This is a genomic window from Hyphomicrobium sp. B1 (genome assembly GCF_049532635.1).
Lineage (GTDB): Bacteria > Pseudomonadota > Alphaproteobacteria > Rhizobiales > Hyphomicrobiaceae > Hyphomicrobium_B.
The window spans coordinates 964,854-986,523 of sequence record NZ_CP134871.1; the positions used below are offsets into that span (position 1 = coordinate 964,854).

At 61.5% G+C, this 21,670-nt stretch carries 20 protein-coding genes; all 20 read left to right on the forward strand.

All coding sequences use genetic code 11. The features are described from left to right. The first annotated feature begins 6 nt into the window (after window positions 1-6). The 20 genes from tsaB (at window position 7) to pnp (ending at window position 21,518) form a co-directional block, all read left to right on the forward strand. Complete coding sequence (gene tsaB / locus RLW55_RS04645; RefSeq protein ID WP_423415734.1) at window positions 7-705, forward strand: tRNA (adenosine(37)-N6)-threonylcarbamoyltransferase complex dimerization subunit type 1 TsaB; 699 nt, start codon at window positions 7-9, stop codon at window positions 703-705. Further along, window positions 702-1,205 (forward strand): ribosomal protein S18-alanine N-acetyltransferase, encoded by a 504-nt coding sequence (gene rimI / locus RLW55_RS04650; protein WP_409561664.1) that lies wholly within the window; start codon window positions 702-704, stop codon window positions 1,203-1,205. The genes tsaB and rimI overlap by 4 nt, the downstream gene beginning before the upstream one ends. 89 nt (window positions 1,206-1,294) lie before the next feature. Beyond that, complete coding sequence (locus RLW55_RS04655; RefSeq protein WP_024275044.1) at window positions 1,295-1,750, forward strand: Fur family transcriptional regulator; 456 nt, start codon at window positions 1,295-1,297, stop codon at window positions 1,748-1,750. Window positions 1,751-1,755: 5 nt separating this feature from the next. Continuing rightward, window positions 1,756-2,637 carry a lysophospholipid acyltransferase family protein gene (locus RLW55_RS04660; RefSeq protein WP_409561663.1) on the forward strand — a complete coding sequence of 294 codons (882 nt, stop codon included), beginning with the start codon at window positions 1,756-1,758 and terminating at the stop codon, window positions 2,635-2,637. Window positions 2,638-2,712: 75 nt separating this feature from the next. Further along, entirely contained in the window at window positions 2,713-4,062 is a 1,350-nt protein-coding gene (gene miaB / locus RLW55_RS04665) for a tRNA (N6-isopentenyl adenosine(37)-C2)-methylthiotransferase MiaB (protein ID WP_423415735.1), read from the forward strand. Between the two features lie 147 nt (window positions 4,063-4,209). Then, window positions 4,210-5,214, forward strand: a complete 1,005-nt coding sequence (locus tag RLW55_RS04670) for a PhoH family protein (protein ID WP_423415736.1) — start codon at window positions 4,210-4,212, stop codon at window positions 5,212-5,214. A gap of 4 nt (window positions 5,215-5,218) precedes the next feature. Further along, window positions 5,219-5,728 (forward strand): rRNA maturation RNase YbeY, encoded by a 510-nt coding sequence (ybeY, locus tag RLW55_RS04675; protein ID WP_423415737.1) that lies wholly within the window; start codon window positions 5,219-5,221, stop codon window positions 5,726-5,728. A 14-nt stretch (window positions 5,729-5,742) separates the two neighbouring features. After that, window positions 5,743-6,771, forward strand: a complete 1,029-nt coding sequence (locus tag RLW55_RS04680) for a hemolysin family protein (protein ID WP_409561660.1) — start codon at window positions 5,743-5,745, stop codon at window positions 6,769-6,771. Continuing rightward, window positions 6,771-8,408, forward strand: coding sequence for an apolipoprotein N-acyltransferase (gene lnt / locus RLW55_RS04685; protein ID WP_423415738.1), 1,638 nt, complete (start codon window positions 6,771-6,773; stop codon window positions 8,406-8,408). The genes RLW55_RS04680 and lnt overlap by 1 nt, the downstream gene beginning before the upstream one ends. Window positions 8,409-8,591: 183 nt before the next feature. Continuing rightward, window positions 8,592-8,984, forward strand: coding sequence for a helix-turn-helix domain-containing protein (locus RLW55_RS04690; RefSeq protein ID WP_409561658.1), 393 nt, complete (start codon window positions 8,592-8,594; stop codon window positions 8,982-8,984). Between the two features lie 188 nt (window positions 8,985-9,172). Further along, window positions 9,173-10,390, forward strand: a complete 1,218-nt coding sequence (gene metK, locus RLW55_RS04695) for a methionine adenosyltransferase (protein WP_029670708.1) — start codon at window positions 9,173-9,175, stop codon at window positions 10,388-10,390. A gap of 159 nt (window positions 10,391-10,549) precedes the next feature. After that, complete coding sequence (gene trmB / locus RLW55_RS04700) at window positions 10,550-11,212, forward strand: tRNA (guanine(46)-N(7))-methyltransferase TrmB (RefSeq protein WP_423415739.1); 663 nt, start codon at window positions 10,550-10,552, stop codon at window positions 11,210-11,212. Between the two features lie 126 nt (window positions 11,213-11,338). Then, complete coding sequence (rimP, locus tag RLW55_RS04705; RefSeq protein WP_013950365.1) at window positions 11,339-11,980, forward strand: ribosome maturation factor RimP; 642 nt, start codon at window positions 11,339-11,341, stop codon at window positions 11,978-11,980. Between the two features lie 4 nt (window positions 11,981-11,984). Beyond that, window positions 11,985-13,625 (forward strand): transcription termination factor NusA, encoded by a 1,641-nt coding sequence (gene nusA / locus RLW55_RS04710; RefSeq protein WP_409561656.1) that lies wholly within the window; start codon window positions 11,985-11,987, stop codon window positions 13,623-13,625. A 33-nt stretch (window positions 13,626-13,658) separates the two neighbouring features. Beyond that, window positions 13,659-14,369, forward strand: coding sequence for an RNA-binding protein (locus tag RLW55_RS04715; protein WP_423415740.1), 711 nt, complete (start codon window positions 13,659-13,661; stop codon window positions 14,367-14,369). A gap of 11 nt (window positions 14,370-14,380) precedes the next feature. Further along, window positions 14,381-17,209, forward strand: a complete 2,829-nt coding sequence (infB, locus tag RLW55_RS04720) for a translation initiation factor IF-2 (protein ID WP_414464433.1) — start codon at window positions 14,381-14,383, stop codon at window positions 17,207-17,209. 138 nt (window positions 17,210-17,347) lie between these two features. Continuing rightward, the gene (gene rbfA, locus RLW55_RS04725) at window positions 17,348-17,746 is read left to right on the forward strand and encodes a 30S ribosome-binding factor RbfA (protein ID WP_013950361.1); all 399 of its coding nucleotides are present in this window, start codon (window positions 17,348-17,350) and stop codon (window positions 17,744-17,746) included. A 5-nt stretch (window positions 17,747-17,751) separates the two neighbouring features. Next, the gene (gene truB, locus RLW55_RS04730) at window positions 17,752-18,672 is read left to right on the forward strand and encodes a tRNA pseudouridine(55) synthase TruB (RefSeq protein ID WP_423415741.1); all 921 of its coding nucleotides are present in this window, start codon (window positions 17,752-17,754) and stop codon (window positions 18,670-18,672) included. 118 nt (window positions 18,673-18,790) lie between these two features. Further along, window positions 18,791-19,144, forward strand: coding sequence for a 30S ribosomal protein S15 (gene rpsO, locus RLW55_RS04735; RefSeq protein WP_409561653.1), 354 nt, complete (start codon window positions 18,791-18,793; stop codon window positions 19,142-19,144). 175 nt (window positions 19,145-19,319) lie between these two features. Beyond that, on the forward strand, window positions 19,320-21,518 hold the full coding sequence (pnp, locus tag RLW55_RS04740) for a polyribonucleotide nucleotidyltransferase (protein WP_423415742.1): 2,199 nt from the start codon (window positions 19,320-19,322) through the stop codon (window positions 21,516-21,518). The last annotated feature ends 152 nt before the right edge of the window (window positions 21,519-21,670 follow it).

Consider the following 21,670-nt stretch of genomic DNA (forward strand, 5'->3'; position numbering starts at 1 on the left):
CCCGGAATGAATATTCTTTCGCTCGATACCTGTTTTGATGCCTGCTCCGTCGCGGCGGGCCGGGGGCTTCGTTCGCTCACCCCCGGCATTTCGTTCGCATTCGAGGGTATGCAGCGCGGCCATTCCGAGCGATTGATGCCCATGATCGAAATGGTCATGGCCGAAGCATGCCTGAAATTCAAATCGCTCGACCGCATTGCGGTCACGTTTGGACCGGGCACATTTACAGGCACGCGCATTTGCGTTTCTGCAGCGCGCGCGCTTGCTCTCGCGACGGACGCTCAATTCGTCGCGATTTCGAGCCTCAAGCTTATGGCGATGAGTCCGAGAATACCCGCAGCACCGACTCGCAATGTCGCTATCGCGACCGACGCTCGGCGTGACGAAGTTTATATTGAGGTTTTCGATCGCCATTCGCTGCAAAGCCTTGCCGCTCCGCAATGCCTTGCAATCACCGACGCGGTAAAAGCCTTAGGGACAGCGCCCATCGTCGTCGCCGGTTCCGGTGCTGAAGCGCTTGCCGCAGCCGCCAACCGCGAAGGCATCGAAGCAACGGCGATCCTGCCGGACCTGCTGCCCGATGCCCTCGATCTGCTGTTTCCGGCCTGCGAGATGCCGGTAACGGATAGCCTCCGCCCGCTTTATCTCCGCCCGCCCGATGCCAAGCCGCCTGCCCCAAGCCCGTTCCTCGGAGCCGGTGCATGACGAACGTCACGCCGTTTCGGAACGTGAAACACGCAAGCATGCTTTGGGCGTCGCCGGATCGAGCGGAGGAAATCGCGGCGCTGCACGCTAAACTCTTCAATCCGGCCTGGGACACCGATGCGATCAAGGGCCTGCTCGAACACCCCGCCGCCACTTCGTTGATCGCCGTCGCCGGCGGCCAGAAAAAATCCGTCATTGCCTTTGTCATCGGCCAGCTCGCCGCCGATGAAGCCGAAATCCTTTCCATTGGCGTCTCGCCCGATTGGCAGCGGGTCGGCCTTGCCACCGGTCTGCTGGAGGGCTTGAGCCGGGCGGCCCGCCGTGGCGGCGCCAAACGCATCTTCCTTGAAGTTGCAGAGGACAACGAAGGCGGCATCGCGCTTTATCGCAAACTCGGCTTTACCGAAGCCGGACGCCGCAAGCGTTATTACGAACGCCCCGGCAGCACAGCCGTCGATGCTTTGACGCTCGTTCTCGATCTCGACGCCGCGAAAGCCTAGCGTCGATATAGACGCGAAGCCTTGCCACAGCCTATATGGCCGCCATACTCGGGCGATGAGGAATCGTCTTCAGCCAAAGCTTGATCGTCATGACCGCACCTTCGGCGAAGTCCGAGACATCCATCGAAAAACGATGCACGGAGTATGGCCTGCGCATGACCGGCCAGCGGCGCGTCATCGCCCAGGTCTTATCGGCAGCAACTGATCATCCCGACGTCGAGGAGGTGCACCGGCGGGTCGTCGCCGTCGACGCACGCATTTCGCTTTCGACGGTCTACCGCACGCTGAAGCTTTTCTCGGAAAAGGGCATCCTGGAACGCCACGACTTCGGTCATGGCCGCGGCCGCTACGAACCGGCGCCCAGAGAGCACCACGACCATCTGGTCGATATCGAAACCGGCCGCGTGATCGAATTTTCCAACTCGGCGATAGAGGCGCTACAGGAGCGCGTCGCGCGTGAGCTGGGCTTCGAGCTTGTCGGCCATCGACTGGAGCTCTACGGCGTGCCGCTCGGAAAAAAGAAGTCGTCCGCCCGGAGAGGCTAGGCCAGATGGCACAGGGATCGCTCCGCGCTTCGGCTGTTCTTACAGGCTTCTTCGGCTTCACGCTGCCGCTGATGCCGGTGCAGGCGCTGCTGCTTAAGGTTTCGCCCGCCGCCGCCCGCCGCTTTCCCAATTGGTATCATCGCAACGTCTGTCGGATTCTCGGCGTCAAACTGAAAATCGAAGGACAGGTCGTTGACGACAAGCCGGTGCTGCTCGTCTGCAATCACACCTCCTGGCTCGATATTCCGGTGCTCTCTGCCGTCGCGCCGGTATCGTTCGTCGCCAAGCTCGAAGTCGGTAGCTGGCCGTTCGTCTCGGCGCTCGCGCGGCTTCAGCGCTCCGTCTTCGTCGATCGCACGCGACGACAAGCAACCGGCGACGCCGCAATCGAAATCATGAAACGGCTGAAACTCGGCGACACCATCGTACTGTTCGCCGAAGGCACATCGAGCGACGGCAATCGCGTACTGCCCTTCAAGACATCTCTGTTCGGTGCAGTCTCGGGCCAAGGCGCGACGGGCAACGGCGACGCCGTCGTACAGACCGCGGCCGTCGTCTACACCCACCTCCGCGGTGTCCCCCTGACCCGCGCCGACCGCCCGCGCATCGGTTGGTACGGTGACATGGAAATGACCTCGCATGCCTGGGGGGTGCTCAAATCCGGGCCGATCACGGCAACGATCAAGATCAGCCCGCCCGTCCCGCTTTCGGAATTCAAGGATCGCAAGGACCTGGCGCTGAAGACCGAACGCGCCGTACGTTCCGCCGTCCTCGGCATTCTCCGCGGCCGCCCCGGCGACCCCGGTCTCGTTCCCGTCGAGCCGAGCCAGGAAATCCGCCGCCAGAAACTGGGCTTGCCCGCGGCCCGCAGCGAGAAATGGACATAACCGGACTATTCTGTGCTATGCGCTTGCCTCTCAGGAAGCCTGAGGCAAAACCCCAATCCTAATTGGCATATCGACGTGCAGCGCCCGAACACCAAAAGCTATTTTCTGAAGACCTTCGGTTGCCAGATGAACGTCTACGACAGCGAGCGTATGACGGAGGCGCTGGCGCGCGACGGCTATGCCGCAACGGACGACATAGCTAGCGCCGATCTCGTCATCCTCAATACCTGCCACATCCGCGAGAAAGCCGCTGAGAAAGTCTATTCCGATCTCGGCCGCATTCGTGACATGAAGGATGCGCGAAAGCGCGACGGCAAGGAAACCGTGATCGCCGTGGCAGGCTGCGTGGCGCAAGCCGAAGGCCGCGAGATTACAACCCGTCAGCCTGCGGTTGATCTCGTCATCGGTCCGCAAAGCTATCATCGTTTGCCCGAACTGATCGAACGCACCGCGAATACCCGCGAGCACATCGTCGAAACCGAATTTCCCGGCGACGAAAAGTTCGAGCGCATGAAAGCGCCGCGCCGCGTGTCGTCGCCATCCGCATTTCTGACCGTGCAGGAAGGCTGCGATAAGTTCTGCACCTTCTGCGTCGTACCCTACACACGCGGCGCTGAGTTTTCGCGCTCTCTCGCGAAGCTCGAAGCCGAAGCCCGAGAGCTGATCGCGGCAGGAGCCAAAGAGCTTGTGCTGCTTGGCCAGAACGTCAACGCCTATCACGGCGAAGGCCCTGGCGGCCGCACGATCGGCCTCGCCGAATTGATCCGCAGGCTGGCGGATATCGAAGGCATCGAACGCATCCGCTACACCACAAGCCACCCGCGCGACATGGACGCCGATCTGATCGCCGCCCATACCGAAGTTCCCCAGTTGATGCCGTTCCTGCACTTGCCCGTGCAGTCGGGCTCCGACCGCATGCTCACTGCCATGAACCGCAAGCATCGCGCCGAGGAATATTTGGACCTCATCGGCCGCCTGCGCTCCGCCCGCCCCGACCTGGCCCTGTCGAGCGATTTCATCGTCGGCTTTCCCGGCGAAACCGACCAGGATGCCGAGGACACCCTTTCGCTCATCAGGGCAGTCGGTTTTGCTCAGGCCTTTTCTTTCAAATACAGCCCCCGCCCCGGAACCCCGGCTTCAACCCACGAGGATCAGGTCCCCGAAGAGGTCAAATCCGAACGTCTCCAGCGCCTTCAGGCGTTGCTGGACGACCAGCAGGCCGACTTCAACGCCCAGGCCCTCGGCACGATTGTTCCGGTGCTGTTTGAACGCCGTGGCCGCCAGCCGGGTGAATTTGTCGGCCGGACACCCTATCTACAGCTCGTTCACGTGGCCGCCGAGGGCGACCTCGTGGGGTCCACGGCAAACGTGGCCGTGACCGATGTTCGCCGCGTCAGCCTGTCGGGTGTCATCGCGGCAGCATAATCGGAAGATAGGGGTGAACCGCGCTTGTTGTGCGTTAACCACACCTCGCTGTGCCGAAGGCATATTCCGCATGCTAACGTTGCTTCTACGGTCGATTCGATTTTGACTTCTGCGCGTAGAAAAATCGCAACCAAAGGAGAGTCAGGATTGGCAGCATTCCGCGGGTCCTCCGCGTCAGCATCGAGACGGCCCAGCCCCGCCGGCAAGGCCGAACTTGAAACTGCTCGCGTCGTTGTACCCTTTGAAGACAACCGGCTGCTCACGCAGCTGCTTGGGGAATACGATAGCCACCTGGCCCTTATTGAAGATCGATTAGGCATTGATGCCCACGCTCACGGCAACGTCGTCATCCTGACTGGCCCGGCCGCCGCCTGTGACATCGCCCGAAACGTTCTGGAACGCCTCTACGCCCGCATCCGCAAAGGCGAGGCGGTCGGCGCCGGCGATATCGACGGCCTGATCCGCCACGCCCGGACCGAAGGCTCTGACAGCGACGGGCAGGCCCAGATCGCGACGCGCCGCAAGGTCGTTAAAGCCCGCACCCCGACGCAAAGCGAATACATGCGCGCGATCCAGAAGAAGGATCTCGTGTTCGGCGTCGGCCCTGCCGGTACCGGCAAAACCTATATCGCCGTGGCATTCGCCGCCCATTGCCTCGAGCGCGGTCTCGTCGAGCGCATCATCCTGTCTCGCCCCGCCGTTGAAGCCGGTGAGCGTCTGGGCTTCCTGCCCGGCGACATGCGCGACAAGGTCGACCCTTATCTTCGCCCGCTTTACGACGCCCTGTACGACGTCCTGCCGCCTGAAAAGGTCGAACGCGACATCGAAACCGGCGTCATCGAAGTGGCGCCTCTCGCCTTCATGCGCGGCCGTACGCTGTCGAATGCCTTCGTCATCCTCGATGAAGCGCAGAATACGACCAGCATGCAGATGAAGATGTTCCTGACCCGTATCGGCGAGGGCTCGAAAATGATCGTGACGGGCGACCCGTCCCAGGTCGACCTGCCGTTCGGCACCAAGTCCGGCCTCGTCGAAGCTGTCGAGCTGCTCGCAGGAGTTGACGATATTTCCATCATCAACTTCATGGCTGGCGACATCGTCCGCCGCGACCTCGTCGCCAAGATCGTCGACGCCTACGAAAAGCCGAAGTGAACCAATGCCTGCGTCACCAAATGCGGCTAAGCCCGTCTTCGAGGTCGAAATCGTTGAGGACGACGGGGACTGGTCGCAGATTTCTGATCTCGATCATTTGATCGAGACCGCTGCCCAAGCTGCCGTTGCGGCAGCCGAGGGACAAATACCGGGTTTTGTTTCCGTCGCCCTGTCTTCCGACGCGATCGTCACCGACCTCAACGGCCGCTTCCGCGGCAAGCCTAAACCCACGAATGTCTTATCTTTTCCGGCTGGGGACGGGGCGCCCGACGGTCAGATTGGCGACATAATCCTCGGGCTTGAAACGGTCGAGCGAGAAGCCGCCGAGCAAGGCGTCCCAATCGCGCATCATCTGCAGCATTTGGTCGTCCATGGCGTGCTGCATCTTTTAGGCTATGATCACGAAACCACGGCAGATGCGGAACGCATGGAAGCCATTGAAATAGATATACTTTCTAAATTAGGCATCGCAAATCCCTACACGGGCGAGCTGGAAACCGGTACAAGTGAGTGACCGGGTTTCAACCCATGACCATGACTGACAACACACAAGATAAGCCTCTGTCCGATAGTTTAGCCGATGAGGCGCGGGCATTCGGTTCCCTGGGCTGGCTTCACCTGCTGCGGTCGAAGCTGGGCTTGGTGGTCCCGCAGAACGTTCGCGACGCGCTCGAAGGCGCGTTGAAGACCGGCGGCACCGACAATTTCACGGAAGCCGAACGCAAGATGTTGGAGCGGCTGCTCCAGTTCGGCTCAAGCCGCGTCGCTTCACTGATGGTGCCGCGCGCCGACATCACGGCGCTCGATGAGAACGAGCCGATCTCGGAGCTGCTGCAGACCTTCAACGAGGCAGGTGTCTCGCGCATCCCGCTGTTCCGCGAAACGCTCGACGATCCGCGCGGCATGATCCACATCAAGGATGTGCTGCGCTGGCTGATGGCCGAAGCAACCGGCCAGTCGTCAAAAAACGGCAAAGTCGATCCCGACGCTCCGGCGCCGGTGAACCTGTTCGATCTGCGAGCGATCGACCTCAACAAGCCGATCACGACGGTGAAGATCCGTCGGCAGATCCTCTACGTGCCGCCCTCGATGCCGGCCGTGGATCTTCTCATCCGCATGCAGTCGACACGCATCCACATGGCGCTTGTCGTCGACGAATACGGTGGCACCGATGGCCTCGTCACCATTGAGGACCTAGTCGAGCAGGTCGTCGGCAACATCGAAGACGAACATGACGACGACGACGAAACGAACATCATCGTCGATCCGAAACTCGGCATCGTCGCCGTCGCCCGCACGCCCATCGAGGAACTCGAAAAACACCTTGGCGTGAAGCTTGTTCCGGACGACGAAGAAACCGACGTCGATACGATTGGCGGCCTCATCTTCTCGATGCTTGGCCGCGTACCGGCGCGCGGTGAGTTGATTCGCCACCCGACCGGCGTTGAGTTCGAAGTTCTCGACGCCGACCCGCGTCGCGTCAAAAAACTGAAAATCCATCCGCCGCGTCCGCCTCTGACCAACACCAAGTCGTTGCCCGAAGCGCCGAAGGCGTGATGGACGCCGTACCAGCCATCGCGCCGGAACAACCGCCGCTCATCGCGCGCATGCGCGTGAAAATCATCGCGCTCCGCGGCTGGCGGCGCGTGCTACTTGCAATAGCGGCAGGCGGCCTTTCGGCCTTGGCGTTCGCGCCGATGTTCGTGACGCCCATTCTATTTCTGACGCTTCCCGTCTTCATCTGGCTGATCGACGGCAGCGCGAATTGGCGACGTGCCTTTGGCGCCGGCTGGCTGTTCGGCTTCGGATATTTCTTCTGCAATCTCTTTTGGATTGGAGAAGCGTTCCTCGTCGAAGCCGATAAGTTTGCGTGGCTCTTGCCCTTCGCGATTACGCTCCTGCCTGCCGGGCTTGCGCTGTTCTGGGGCATTGGCGGTGCAGCGGCGCGACTGTTTTGGAGCGACGGCCTTTCGCGTGTTTTCGTCTTTGCCATCGCACTCTCAATCGTCGAATGGCTGCGCGGACATATCCTGACAGGCTTCCCCTGGGACCTGCCGGGCTACGCGCTGACCTATCCGTTGCCGCTGATGCAGGGCGCGGCACTGTTTGGCGCCTATGGATTGACGGCGATTGCGTTGTTTGTCTTTCCCGCCCCGCTCGTCGCCCTGAGCGACAAGCGCAAACGCCCGCCCCTGCGTACCGTCTCAACCGCCTTGCTTCTCGCCGTCGGGCCGATCGGCCTGCTGTGGGCTTACGGTGTCTGGCGTCTGCAATCGCCGCAAGAGTTCGTCCCGAATGTAAAAATGCGCATCGTACAGCCGAGCGTTCCCCAGCGCGAAAAATGGATGGCGGAGTACCAGCGCCGCATCTTCGATGATCACGTCGCGCTGTCGCTGACGAACCCCTCCGGCAAAATGGATTCGCTTCAGGGCATCACCCACGTCATTTGGCCCGAAGCGGCGATGCCGTTCTTCCCCCTTGAAGCCCCTGTCGCGCTCGACATTCTCGCGAATATCCTGCCTCCCGGCACGACGCTGATCACCGGTGCGCTCCGTCACGATCCGACGCTGCCTCCCGGTTCGCCAATCACGCCTGAGACGCGCACGCTCAACAGCATTCTGGTGCTGAACGAGAAGGCCCAGCCGATTGCGACCTACGACAAAACCCATTTGGTGCCGTTCGGCGAGTACCTGCCCTATGAGAAAACGCTCTCCGCCATCGGCATCGAAAAACTGACGCAGGGCCGCGGCTCCTTCGCCACCGGCCCCGAACCGCGCCCGCTGATGCACATTCCCGGCCTGCCCCCGGTTTTAGGCCTCGTTTGCTATGAAGCGCTCTTTCCCGGGAATGTCGTTCAGGGCCACGAGCATCCCGGCGTCATGATCAACGTGACCAACGACGGCTGGTTCGGCGAGACGACCGGGCCGTATCAGCATTTCCATCAGGCCCGCGTCCGAGCCGTCGAAGAAGGCGCTCCGCTCGTCAGGGCCGCCAATAATGGGATATCGGGCGTCGTCGATCCCTTCGGCCGTGTCCTGGCGTCCCTTGGCCTCGATGTCCGTGGCCAGATCGACAGCACCCTGCCCAAAGCCGTGCCGCTACCCCCCTATGCGCGCCTCGGTGACTGGCTCCTTGCCGCCATTCTCGCGCTTTTTGCCCTCTTGGCTGCCGGGCTCAGGAAAAAAGGCCGTTAATCAAAGTCTTGAAGTCAACTTGTCGCGGAAGCGCTCGGTCATTGACGCCTTGCGCCCGTGCACCTACGAAGTGCAAAGCCTTTGCCTTTGGAACTGCTGGCTGTACGAGTGATGGTGGATCAAATCTCTATCGAAGACGATTCGAGCGAAGAGGCCCCGAAGGGATCTCGCCGCGCTAACCCCATGGATGTCCATGTTGGATCACGCGTCAGGTTGCGGCGCATGCTTCTCGGCATGAGCCAGGAAAAGCTTGGCGAGCATCTGGGACTGACGTTCCAGCAGGTTCAGAAATACGAAAAAGGCGTCAATCGTATCGGCGCCAGCCGCCTCTTCGACCTCGCCAAGGTCTTGGGAGTTCCGGTTCAATTCTTCTACGACGAAGCCCCTTCCGGCGCCCAAAGCGCCGGCGCTGCAGCGCCGGGCTTCGCCGAGCAACCCGACGAAAGCTACGTCGTCGATTTTCTCGGCACCCGCGAAGGCCTCGAGTTGAACAAGGCTTTTGCCCGTGTCACCGATCCGAAAGTTCGCCGTTCGATTGTCGAACTCGTTCGCGCGCTTGCTGGCGAGGAAAGCTGAAGCCTTGCTGTTTTGTGACGGATTGGCTCGCCTCCGATAAAACGGAAGGGCGCTAGGTCGCGGCCCATTTCGCGTCTCTCGGCGCACCTCGGCTTGACCGGGCGCAACAAGATTGCGACAACCCGGCGCCTTTCGTCGGTTTGAAATCCGCACAGTGTTGCGGCGTTCGTCCCGCAAATCTTCAAAACATGGGGGCCAAAGTGGCGCGCAAGTCCTTCCTTTTCACAAGCGAATCCGTCTCCGAAGGCCATCCCGATAAAGTCTGCGATCGTATTTCCGATGAGGTCGTCGATGCGTTCTATCGCGAAGGCGCGAAGGAAGGGCTCGATCCCTGGACGATCCGCGCCGCTTGCGAAACGCTGGCAACGACCAACCGCGTCGTGATCGCCGGTGAATCGCGCGGCCCCAAGGGCATCACTGTCGCAGCCATCGAAGACCTGACCCGCAACGCGATCAAGGATATCGGCTACGAGCAGGACGGCTTCCACTGGGCCAACTGTAACATCGAAGTTCTGCTGCACTCGCAGTCGGCCGATATCGCAGCCGGCGTCGATGCCCAGCAGCCGACGAACCAGGAAGAAGGTGCGGGCGACCAGGGCATCATGTTCGGTTATGCCTGCAACGAGACGCCGGAACTGATGCCGGCGCCGATCTACTACGCGCACAAGATCCTGTTCGATCTTGCGGCCGCACGTAAAGGCAAGGTCGGCGACGCCGCAAAGCTCGGCCCCGACGCCAAGAGCCAGGTCACCGTCCGCTACGAAAACGGCAAGCCGGTCGGCGTGACGCAGATCGTCGTCTCACACCAGCACATCGTCGAAGACCTGAGCTCCCGCCAGGTTCGCGAGATCATCGAGCCCTACGTCCGCAAGGCACTTCCTGAGGGCTGGATCGGCAAAGACTGCATCTGGCACATCAACCCGACGGGTAAGTTCTTCATCGGCGGCCCTGACGGCGACACCGGTCTCACCGGCCGCAAGATCATCGTCGATACCTACGGCGGCGCGGCTCCCCACGGCGGCGGCGCGTTCTCCGGCAAGGACCCGACCAAGGTTGACCGCTCAGCAGCTTACGCAGCCCGCTATCTCGCCAAAAACGTTGTGGCGTCCGGCATTGCCGATCGTTGCACGATCCAGCTCTCTTACGCCATCGGCGTCGCCAAGCCGTTGTCGATCTACGTCGACACCTACGGCACCGGCAAAGTCGATGAAGCCGTCATCGAGAAGGCTCTCGGCGAGGTCATGGATCTGACGCCGCGCGGCATCCGCAATCAGCTCGACCTCAACAGGCCGATCTACGCGCGCACTGCGGCTTACGGTCATTTCGGCCGCCACGCCGAAGCTGACGGCGGCTTCTCGTGGGAGCGCACCGACCTCGCCGATAAGATCGCGAAGGCCGTCGGCTAAAGCCGCACGCACGAATTGAGTTTCGGAAAACGGCTGCGAAAGCGGCCGTTTTCTTTTATCGGATTTTGTTTCAACTAGCGCCCCATCGACGCGGAGTGCGTATCGCCAATGCCGACGCAAAAGCCCGCAAAACCCGCTGTTTTCTTCTGGTAACACATCATGTCTGACAGCGAACACGAGCTGAGATCGTTTGGACGGCGCCGCGGCCGCAAACCGAGCGCGCGTCAATCGGCACTGCTTCTCCATGATCTTCCGCGCCTCTCGTTCGATCCTGCAGCCCCGCCCGAAGGCTTCGCGCAAACATGGCTCGAAATCGGCTTCGGCGGCGGCGAACACTTGCTCTGGCAGGCGCGGCACAATCCGGGTGTTGCGCTGATCGGCTGCGAGCCGTTCGAAGACGGCATGATCAAAGTCCTGACGGCCGTCACCGAAGAGAATTTGAAAAATATTCGCCTGCACATGGACGACGTGCGCGACATCCTGCGCGCCGCTCAGTCAAACAGCATAGATCGCGCCTTTATCCTGTTTCCGGACCCTTGGCCGAAACGAAAGCACCGGAAGCGCCGCTTGGTTAATGCTTCGTTACTGGCGCTGCTCGCGAACGTGATGCGCCCCGGCGCTGAGCTGCGCATCGGCACGGACATTGGCGACTATGCCCGCACGATGCTTGAAGCTTTCGCCCACGAACCGCGCTTTCTCTGGCAGGCCGCAAGCCCCGAAGACTGGCGCATTCGCCCCGCCGACTGGCCCGAGACACGTTACGAAGCAAAGGCCGTTCGCGAAGGCCGCAAACGCTATTATTTCCGATTTCTGCGGGCCTGACGCCGCCGAAGCCTTGCGCAAAAGGCCAAAGTCGCCTATTTAGCTGCTATTCCAATAACACGACGCACTGATTGGAGAGTGGACCGCAGGGCCCGCTCCGAACGGACTTTAAACTCAGGAACGCCATTGCAAGACACGGTTGCCAACGATCAGGATCAGGCTTCGCCTGCAGAAAACGCCGATACGACGCGTTTTTTGCGCGAGACCGGCATTGCGGCTGAAATTGCTGCCATTGTCGAGCCGGTGCTTGCCGATCTCGGCTTTCGCTTGGTGCGCGTGAAAATTCAGGGCGACGGCCGCGACCGCATCGTGCAGTTGATGGCGGAACGGCCAGACGGCTCGATCACGGTCGATGATTGCGAGGCGATCTCCAAGGGCGTTTCTCCGGTCCTCGACGTCGCCGACCCGATCTCCGGCGCCTACCGGCTGGAAGTCTCCTCGCCTGGCATCGACCGACCGCTGGTCCGCCCGAGCGACTTTGAAGACTGGTCCGGCCACGAAGCCAAGATCGAGCTGAAAGAAGCCGTTGACGGCCGCAAGCGTTTCAAGGGCATCCTTGAAGGCTTCGAAGACGGTGAGGTCCGCATCAAAGCCGATACCGGCGAACAGGGCATTCAGCACTTAGGGCTGCCCGTTCATCTCATTTCGGATGCCAAGCTCGTTTTAACCGACGAATTGATCCGCGAAGCGCTGCAACGCGCCAAAGAGCGCCATTCAACCCGGCCCGGCGACGGCGCCGAACTCGACGAAGACGATCTGGAGGATTGATCCCATGGCCATGGCAGGCATCAGTGCCAACCGCCTTGAGCTTCTGCAAATTGCAGACGCCGTCGCCCGCGAAAAGACGATCGACAAGAAGATCGTTATCGAGGCGATGGAAGACGCCATCCAGAAAGCCGCGAAGTCGCGTTATGGCGCGGAAAACGACATCCGCTGCGAAATCGATCCGAAGACCGGCGAAGCCAAGCTCACGCGCGTGCTCGCCGTCGTCGATGAAGTCGAGAACGACGCCACACAGATTACCGTCGAAGACGCCAAGAAGCGCAACCCCGATGCTAAAGCCGGCGACATGATCGCCGAAACGCTGCCGCCTCTCGAATTCGGCCGCGTTGCCGCTCAGAACGCCAAGCAGGTTATTGTCCAGAAGGTGCGTGAAGCTGAGCGCGACCGCCAGTTCTCCGAATTTAAGGACCGCACCGGCGACGTCATCAACGGCACCGTGAAGCGCGTCGAATACGGCAACGTCATCGTCGATCTGGGCCGCGCCGAGGGCATTATCCGCCGCGATGAGATGATCCCGCGCGAAAACGTCCGCCTCGGCGATCGCATCCGCGCCTACATCTACGAAGTCCGCCGCGAACAGCGCGGACCGCAGATTTTCTTAACGCGCGCCCGCCCCGAATTCATGTCGATGCTGTTCCGCTCCGAAGTGCCGGAAATCTACGATGGCGTGGTCGAGATCAAATCGGTTGCCCGCGACCCTGGCTCCAGAGCGAAAATCGCCGTCATATCCAAGGATTCCTCGATTGATCCGGTCGGCGCCTGCGTCGGTATGCGCGGCGCTCGTGTCCAGGCCGTCGTCAACGAATTGCAGGGCGAGAAAGTCGACATCATCCAGTGGAACCCGGATGCTGCGAGCTTCATCGTCAACGCGCTTGCCCCGGCCGAAGTCACCAAGGTCGTGCTTGACGAAGATTCAAATCGCATTGAAGTCGTCGTTCCCGAAGCCCAGCTTTCGCTCGCGATCGGCCGTCGCGGCCAGAACGTGCGGCTGGCCTCTCAACTCACCGGCTGGGATATCGACATCCTGACCGAACAGGAAGAAAGCGAACGCCGCCAGAAGGAATTCGCCGAGCGCACGCAGCTTCTCATGGATTCGCTCGACGTCGACGAGGTCATCGCACAGCTTCTCGTCACCGAAGGCTTCGCGACGATCGAAGAAGTTGCCTACGTCGACATCGCGGAAATCGCACACATCGAAGGCTTCGACGAGAACACCGCCGAGCAGATCCAGAGCCGCGCCCGCGAATACCTCGAACAGCAGGAAGCCGAACGCGATGCCAAGCGCCGCGAGTTGGGCGTTGCCGACGACATGGCCGAGATTCCGGGCATCACGACCGCGATGATGGTTGCGCTCGGCGAGAACGGCGTCAAAACCGTCGAAGACTTTGCCGACTGCGCGACCGACGAACTGATCGGCTGGACCGAGCGCAAGAAGGAAAAAGATTCGGAGCCGGTTCGTCACAAGGGTTATCTCGACGGCTTCGAGCTGTCGCGGACCGACGTCGAAAGCATGATCATGGCGGCGCGCGTGCACGCGGGCTGGATCAAGGCCGAAGATCTCGAACAGCCTGCTGAGGCTGAAGGCGAAGCTGAAGCTGCTGATGCCTCCGGCGTCAGCGCCGAAGGCTAATAGGAATGACCGGAAGGACGACAAACGCGCGTGATGGCGAAGCGACAACAACGGTCGATGCTGGACGACACGGAACAGGGTTCCGGCGTTGGTCCCGAGCGCCTGTGCGCCGTCACGCGGGAAAGCCGTGATTCGAGCGAACTGATCCGGTTCGTCTTGTCGCCGGAAGGCATTGTCGTTCCTGATCTCGACCGGCGGTTACCCGGACGTGGCGTCTGGATCGGTTGCGACAGAAAGTTGGTGGAAAAGGCCATCTCGACGCAGGCCTTTTCAAAAAGCCTTAAAACGAAGGCCGAAGCACCCAAGGATCTTGCAGATCTCGTTGACGCTCTTATCCTTAAGCGCGTGGCGGGAACGCTGTCGCTGGCCAATAAGGCCGGTCTCGCAGTCGCCGGTTTCGAAAAGGTTTTTGCGGCTCTCGAGAAAGGGCCGGTCCGCGTCATCCTGCATGGCGCCGATGCTGCCGCCGACGGCTGCTCGAAAATTGATCGAAAATACAAGGCTATTCAGGCAGATCGTGGCCAACCGGCTGCCATCGTCAATGTTCTGACGATCGCGCAAATGAGCTTGGCCATTGGGCGCGGAAGTGTGGTACATGCTGCGCTCATACCCGGAGGACTGTCGGATCGGTTTCTGGAGGAAGCGGAGCGGCTTATCCGCTACCGGCGCTCCACGATTGAAGCCGCCCCCGAAACCGCCCCTGGGGCGGCCGATGATATTTCTGAACTTTCTAGTGAAGGCTGAACGGACAACGCATGACGGATTCGAACGACCAGACCGATAAGACCATCCGGGTCGGAGCGCGAAAGCCGCTATCGCTGCAGCGAACGGTCGAGTCTGGCCACGTGCGGCAGAACTTCAGCCACGGGCGATCCAAGTCCGTTGTGGTCGAGAAAAAGAAGACCAGGCGATTGGGATCCGAGGGCGAGGGCGCTGCGCCTCCCGCTCCGAGCGCCGTAACGATCGAGAAATCGCAGGCACCGCATCGCGTGCCCCCGGCACCGCCGAGTCAATCGTCAGGTGACCGTTCCGCTGGCCGCGTCCTTTCGAATGAGGAACGCGCCGCTCGCGAACGCGCGCTTGCTGCAGCCCGCGCCGAGGATACGAACCGTGCGCCGGAAGTCGAACCGGTTCGCTTCGAGCCTGTCGCTCGACCGCCCGAGCCGCAGCCGCGCGCTGAAGAACGGCCGCAGCCGACGGCAACGGAGCCTGCAGTTGCCGCAAGCGCTGCTCCCGCTGCGCAACCGCCCGAGCAAGCAGCGCCGCAGGCCTCGGCTCCGGCATCCGCTCAGCCTTCGTCTGCTCCGACACCGCCGCCTGCCGGACGTGGAAACGCCCCGCAGCGTGAGCCGCGCCACGAAGGACGCCATGAAGGCCGCCGTGATGGCGGTCGCGACGCCGGTCATGCGCCGCGCGGCGATGGCGGCCGTCCGCAATTCAACCGCGGTCCACGTCCGTCGGGCAACACTGCATTCATGCCGCGTGAAGCCGGTCGCCCGCGCGAGATCGAGCTGCCGATCCCGGCCCGCCGTGGCGCGTCCGCAGGACCGGCCGATGCGACGACGATTGAAAAGCCGTCCCGCCCGGTGCGTCCCCCGGTCGTTCGCGAGCAGGTCGAAGAGGATGATGCTCGCAAGCGCGGCCCCGGCGGCGTCAAGGTTCCGCGCCCGGCCGTCAAAACCAACGATGATGGCCGCCAGCGCCAGAAGCTGACGATCACGAACTTCGATCGCGAAGCTCAGGTCCGCTCGCTCGCATCCTTGAAGCGTAAGCGCGAGAAAGAAAAGCTGAAAGCCATGGGCATTCAGCAGACGCGCGAAAAGATCGCCCGCGAGGTCGTCATTCCTGAAGCCATCACGATTCAGGAACTCTCCAACCGTATGGCCGAGCGCGCCGTCGACCTCATCAAATACCTGATGCAGCAAGGCGCGATGCATAAGATCACCGACGTGCTCGACGCCGACACGGCTGAGCTGATCGTCCAGGAATTCGGCCACACATCGAAGCGCGTTTCTGAATCGGACGTCGAAATCGGTTTCGTCGGCGAGAAAGACGTTGACGATTCCTCGCTCGAATCGCGCGCGCCGGTCGTCACGATCATGGGTCACGTCGACCACGGCAAAACGTCGTTGCTCGACGCCATCCGTCAGGCTAACGTCGTCTCGGGCGAAGCTGGCGGCATCACCCAGCATATCGGCGCTTACCAGGTGACTGCGCCCGACGGCGACAAGATCACGTTCATCGATACGCCAGGCCACGAAGCGTTCACCGCCATGCGTGCACGCGGTGCCAAGGTGACAGATATCGTCGTGTTGGTCGTTGCAGCTGACGACGGCGTCATGCCGCAAACGGTTGAAGCCATCAATCACGCCAAGGCTGCGAACGTGCCGATCATTGTTGCCATCAACAAGATCGACAAGCCGCAGGCCGATCCTAATCGCGTCCGCACCGAGCTTTTGTCCTACGAGATCGTGGTCGAAAGCATGGGCGGTGAAACGCTCGAAGTGCCGGTCTCGGCGCTGAAGCACACCAACCTCGATAAGCTGCTCGAAGCGATCCGCCTTCAGGCCGAAATTCTCGACCTCAAGGCCAACCCGAACCGCACGGCCGATGGCGTCGTCATCGAAGCCAAGCTCGAGCGCGGCCGTGGTCCGGTCGGCACCGTCCTTGTTCAGCGCGGCACGCTGCACGTCGGCGATATCATCGTCGCCGGTACGGCCTGGGGTCGCGTCCGTGCACTCCTCAACGATCACGGCGCCAACATCCAGGCGGCTGGTCCCTCGGTTCCCGCCGAGGTCCTGGGCTTTGACTCTGCACCGGAAGCTGGCGATCAGTTTGCGGTCGTGGAAAACGAAGCCCGCGCACGTGAGCTGACGGATTACCGCGTCCGCAAACGCCGCGAGACGCTTGGCTCTGCTGGCACCAAGAGCACGCTTGAGCAAATGATGCAGCAGCTCAAGGATGCTGGCCGCAAAGAATTCCCGCTCGTCGTCAAAGGCGACGTGCAGGGTTCTGTCGAAGCCATCGCCGGTGCGCTGAAAAAGGTTGGCAACGACGAAGTCGAAGCCCGTCTCGTGCACTCGGGCGTCGGTGGCATCACCGAGTCTGATATCGCGCTGGCAGCTGCCGCCAAGGCCGTCGTCATCGGCTTCAACGTCCGCGCCAACGCGCAGGCGAAGCAGGCCGCCGACACAGCGGGCGTCGAAATCCGCTATTACAACATCATCTACGATCTCGTAGACGAAGTGAAAGCGGCGATGTCGGGGCTTCTGGCTCCGACCCGGCGCGAGATCTTCCTCGGTTACGCCACGATCAAGCAGGTCTTCAATATTTCGAAGTCAGGCAAAGTTGCCGGTTGTATTGTTACCGAAGGCAAGGTCGAACGCGGCGCCAAGGTCCGTCTGCTCCGCGACAACGTCGTTATTCACGAAGGCACGCTTGCGATCCTCAAGCGCTTCAAGGATGACGTCAAAGAAGTTGTCTCAGGTCAGGAATGCGGCATGTCTTTCGCCAACTACCAGGACATCCGTGAAGGCGACCAGATCGAGTGCTTCCAGGTCGAGACGATTGCTCGATCGCTCTAAGCATTTAACCCAAGCGATCCCGCGCGAATATTCATCGCGCGGGCTTGCGCGGATGTGAGACGATCCGCTACTCCCTCGACCCAGTAACCTATTTCTATCAAGAGGCCGCGCGCGGTCCCATCCCGCGGCGGATAACAAATGGCAAAGAAACCGGCCCCATCGGGCGCCAAAGGCCCGTCGCAACGCATGTTGCGCGTTGGCGAACTGATCCGTCACAAACTTTCCGAACTGCTGTCTCGCGGAGAAATCCACGACGACGTGCTGGCTTCCCACGTCATCACCATTCCGGAAGTGCGTCTCTCGCCGGACCTGAAGCTCGCAACGGTCTACGTCATGCCGCTTGGCGGCAACGATGTGAAACCCGTCATCGAAGCCCTCACGCGGAACAAGAAATACATCCGCGCCGAAGTCGCGCACACGCTGAACCTGCGTTATGCGCCCGACCTTCGCTTTCGCGAGGACGAAACCTTCGAAGAAGCGACCCGCATTGACCGTCTTCTCGATAGCGAGCGCGTTCAGCGCGACATCAAGAAATAACGAACATGGCACGACGCAAAAAAGGCAACGCCGTTCACGGCTGGCTCATTCTCGACAAGCCGATCAACATGACCTCGACGCAGGCTGTTGGTGCGGTTCGCCGCGCCTTCAACGCGCAAAAGGCCGGACATTCCGGCACGCTCGATCCGCTCGCAACAGGCATCCTCCCGATCGCGCTCGGCGAAGCGACGAAGACCGTATCGTTCGCGGTCGATGGCGAAAAAGCCTATCGCTTCGCCGTGCGTTGGGGTGCTGAGACCGAGACGGACGACACCGAAGGCGCCGTCTCAAAAACGAGCGACAAGCGACCCGAGCGCGCGGAGATCGAAGCTCTGCTGCCGCGCTTTCACGGCGAGATCATGCAGGTGCCACCCGCCTATTCGGCGATCAAGATCGACGGCAATCGCGCCTACGATCTGGCACGCGACGGCGAAACGGTCGTCCTTGAACCGCGCCCCGTCGTGATCGAGAGCCTGAAGCTTGTCGACATGCCGGATGACGCGACAAGCGTATTCGAAGCCCGCTGCGGCAAGGGCACCTACGTCCGCGCACTGGCCCGCGATCTCGGCCGGCTGATGGGCTGCTATGGCCACGTCATCGCGCTCCGGCGTACCGAAGTCGGCCCCTTCGACGAAGCTCGCGCCATCAGCATGGACACGCTCCTCGCGGCCGCGCGGTCGGAAGATCCGGGAGAGATCGCCAAGTTGCTGCTGCCCGTTGAGGCGGCCCTCGCCGATCTCCCCGAGTTGCTCGTCTCCCAAAGCGACGCCGCCACGCTGGCGCGCGGCCAAACGGTAATCATTCGCGGCCGTGACGCGCCGATCATGACCGGCCCCGCCTACGCGACCTCGAAGGGTCGCCTAATCGCGCTCGGCGAGCTTGCCAAGGGCGCGCTGCACCCGACGCGCGTCTTCAATCTCGGCTAATTTTCGTTAATTCATTGAAGAAAATCACGAAATTTTCCACGAAATCCGCCTCGCCTTTGGCTGAGGTTCGTGTATAAGTAGCGCACCCGCGCGGGCCTCGTTCCCGCGCGGCTTTCGTTTGCGACCCCGCTGGACGACATCCCGGCCGTGGCCGCTGATCTCAAACTCCCAATTTCGAAAGGAGCATTCGATGTCGCAGATCGCACCTCACCGCCGTGAGGCCAAGACGGCTATCATCAAGGACAACGCCACGAAGGCCAACGACACCGGCTCGCCAGAAGTCCAGATCGCCGTCCTGACGCATCGCATCAACGAGCTGACCGAGCACTTCAAGGCGCACAAGAAAGACAACCATTCGCGCCGTGGCCTGCTCAAGATGGTCAGCCAGCGCCGCCAGCTCCTTGACTACGTCAAGGCCAAGGACAACGCCCGCTATCAGAAGATCATCGAGAAAAACGGCATCCGCCGCTAATTGCGCGCTCGCAAGAGCGTCCAAGACAGGACGGGCCCCGATGGCCAGTCACGCGATCTACTGAACAAGAAGAACGTCGGCGCCCCGATCGGTGCCGGCGCGATACGCGCTCTCCCGGCATGAGGCCGTTTGAGCTGACCGACCGAACAGAAAAAGCGAAAACGAAAGATCAAACATGTTTGACATCCATCGCGTCGAAATCGACTGGGGTGGCCGCAAGCTGAAGCTTGAAACTGGCCATTATGCCCGCCAGGCGGACGCCGCCGTCATGGCGCAATATGGCGACACCACGGTGCTCGCAACCGTCGTCGGCGCCCGCTCCGCCAAGCCCGGCATCGACTTCTTCCCCCTGACCGTGAACTATCAGGAACGCACGTACGCAGCCGGCAAGATCCCCGGCGGCTATTTCAAGCGCGAAGGCCGCCCGAGCGAAAAGGAAACGCTCGTCTCGCGCCTGATCGACCGTCCGATCCGTCCGCTCTTTGTTGATGGTTTCAAGAACGAAACCCAGGTCGTCGTGACGGTCATGTCGCACGATCTCGAAAACGATCCCGACATTTTGGGCATGGTCGCGGCCTCCGCCGCACTGACGCTCTCGGGCCTGCCCTTCCTCGGCCCGATCGGCGCCGCCCGCATTGGCCTCATTGGCGGTGAGTTCGTCTTGAACCCGATGATTGACGAGATGGCGGAAACCTCCCTCGACCTCGTCGTCGCCGGCACGACCGACGCCGTGATGATGGTCGAATCGGAAGCCAAGGAACTTCCGGAATCCCAGATGCTCGAAGCCGTCATGTTCGGCCACAAGCACATGCAGCCGGTGATCCAGGCGATCATCAAGCTGGCCGAAAAAGCCGCGAAAGAACCGTGGGATATCAAGATCGCCGACAAGGCGAAATACGCCGCCGACGTCAAGAAGATCGCCGAAACGAAGCTGAAGGAAGCCTTCTCGACCAAGGAAAAGGGCAAGCGTCAGGACCTCGTTTCGGAAGCCAAGAAGGCGATCACCGAAGGAATCGCCATTCCGGCTGACGACCCGAACGAGAAAGTCCTGCTCGGGGACGCGTTCAAGTCGCTCGAAATGGACATCATGCGTGGTGACGTCCTGAAGACGAAGCGGCGCATCGACGGCCGCGATCTCAAGACGGTTCGTCCGATCCTTTCCGAAGTCCACGTTCTGCCGCGCACGCACGGATCTGCGCTCTTCACCCGCGGTGAGACGCAGGCGCTGGTCGTCGCGACGCTTGGCACAGGCGAAGACGAGCAGTTCATCGACAGCCTCGAAGGCACGAAGAAAGAGCGCTTCCTGCTGCACTATAACTTCCCGCCCTACTCGGTCGGCGAAGTCGGCCGCATGGGGTCTCCGGGCCGCCGCGAAATCGGCCACGGCAAGCTCGCATGGCGCGCGATCCATCCCATGCTGCCGAGTCAGGAAGAGTTCCCCTATACGCTCCGCGTTGTGTCCGAAATCACCGAATCGAACGGCTCCTCGTCGATGGCGACGGTCTGCGGTTCGTCTCTCGCTCTGATGGACGCCGGCGTGCCGCTGAAGTCTCCGGTGGCTGGTATCGCGATGGGCCTGATCAAGGAAGGCGATGACTTCGTCGTCCTCTCCGACATCCTGGGTGACGAAGACCACTTGGGCGACATGGACTTCAAGGTGGCCGGCACCGACAAGGGTGTTACGTCGCTGCAGATGGACATCAAGATCACCGGCATCACCGAGGAAATCATGCGCGTGGCTCTCGAGCAGGCGCATGAGGGCCGTATCCACATCCTCGGCGAAATGTCGAAGGCGATCACGGGTGCGCGCACCGAACTCGGTGAGTTCGCCCCGCGCATCGAGACGATCAAGATCCCGGTCGACAAGATCCGCGAAGTCATCGGCTCGGGCGGTTCGATCATCCGTGAAATCGTCGCGGAATCCGGCGCTAAGATCGACATCGAAGACGATGGCACCGTGAAGATCGCTTCCGCCAACCGTGAATCGATCGAGAAAGCCCTCGACCGTATTCGCGGCATCACGTCGGAGCCCGAGGTCGGCCACATCTACAAGGGCAAGGTCGTGAAGGTCATGGAGTTCGGCGCGTTCGTGAACTTCTTCGGCGCGAAGGACGGCCTAGTCCACATCTCGCAGCTCGCGCAGGGCCGTCCAGAGACGGTCGGCGAAGTCGTGAAGGAAGGCCAGGAAGTCTACGTGAAGCTTCTGGGCTTCGACGATCGCGGCAAGACGCGTCTGTCGATGAAGGTCGTCGATCAGGCGACCGGCCAGGAAATCCCGCGCGCTGAAGGCGAGCCGGAAGAAGTCTTCGAGAGCCGTCCGCCGCGCCGCGAAGGTGGCCGTGGCGGTCGCGGTCCGCGCCGTGAGCGCGGCTGAGCCCTCGCCTCACTGCTGAAATGACGAAAGCCGCCGGAACCCGCAGTCCGGCGGCTTTTTTTACCCCGCCTGATTTCTCAAACGGCCATCCTGGCGATACCGCTTGCGGGCCTAGAACTCGTAGGAGAAGCCTCTTCCCCGCTGCATCGAGC